Annotated in this window: 1 protein-coding gene and 1 pseudogene; both read left to right on the forward strand. The window is 70.3% G+C overall.

Annotated elements, in window-relative coordinates:
- Positions 1-91: 91 nt before the first annotated feature.
- Positions 92-739 (forward strand): amino acid ABC transporter permease, encoded by a 648-nt coding sequence (locus tag D8M34_RS18165; protein WP_126894719.1) that lies wholly within the window; start codon positions 92-94, stop codon positions 737-739.
- Positions 721-934: pseudogene (locus D8M34_RS18170) on the forward strand (amino acid ABC transporter permease); the annotation flags it as partial. The gene D8M34_RS18165 and the pseudogene D8M34_RS18170, both read left to right, overlap by 19 nt.

The following is a 934-nucleotide window of genomic DNA, read 5'->3' on the forward strand; positions in this document are numbered from 1 at the left end:
CCGCGGCCCGGCGTGGCGGTGCCCGCGTACACACCCGGCCGGGCCGCATCGGGTCCAGAACAGTCGGGACCAGAGAAAGGAGGGCCGCCCGGTGGATGTCCTGCTGGACAACCTCAACCTCTACGTCGGCGGGTTCGCCGGCACGATCGGCCTCTTCGTCGTCGCCGCGATCGGGTCGCTGCTGCTCGGCACGCTGGTGGCGGGCATGCGGGTCAGCCCCGTCCCCGCGCTGCGTGCCTTCGGCACCGGCTACGTGACGATCCTTCGCAACACCCCGCTGACGCTGGTGCTGTTCGTCTTCGCGTTGGCCTACCCCCGCCTCGAGCTAGTCCAGCTCGGCTTCTTCGCGCTGGCGAGCGTCGGCCTGATCCTCTACACGGCCGCGTTCGTGTGCGAGGTCGTGCGGTCGGGCATCAACACGGTCCCGGTCGGGCAGGCCGAGGCCTCGCGAGCGCTGGGCTTCACCTTCACCCAGACCCCCGGTCAGGTGGTGCTCCGGCAGGCGGTGCGCGCCACCGTCCCGCCGATGACGAACATCCAGATCGCGCTGCTGAAGAACACCACGATCGCGTCCGGCTTCTCGGTGTTCCAGGCCGGCGGCATCTACCAGAACCTCTCCGAGCGCGGCTACAACGTGCTCGTCGGGCTGGTGTGGGTGGCGCTGATCTTCGTGATCCTGGTGGCCCCGCTGACCGGGCTGGTGCGCCGTCTCGCCTCCCCGTGGGGGGTGGCCCGCTAGTTCCGGTCCTCTACGACCTCCCGGGACCGGCGGCCGGCAGCCGCTCCCGCGGGATCGGCGTCGTCGGCGTCACGGTGATCGTGGCGGCCCTCGCGTTCGTCCTCTACCGCTTCTGGGACGCCGGCCAGTTCACCAGCCGGATGTGGGACTGGATCACCTACGAGGCGATCCAGGTCCGGATCCTCGACGGGCTGT

The sequence above is a fragment of the Microbacterium sp. HSID17254 genome, from assembly GCF_003989315.1.
Lineage (GTDB): Bacteria > Actinomycetota > Actinomycetes > Actinomycetales > Microbacteriaceae > Microbacterium.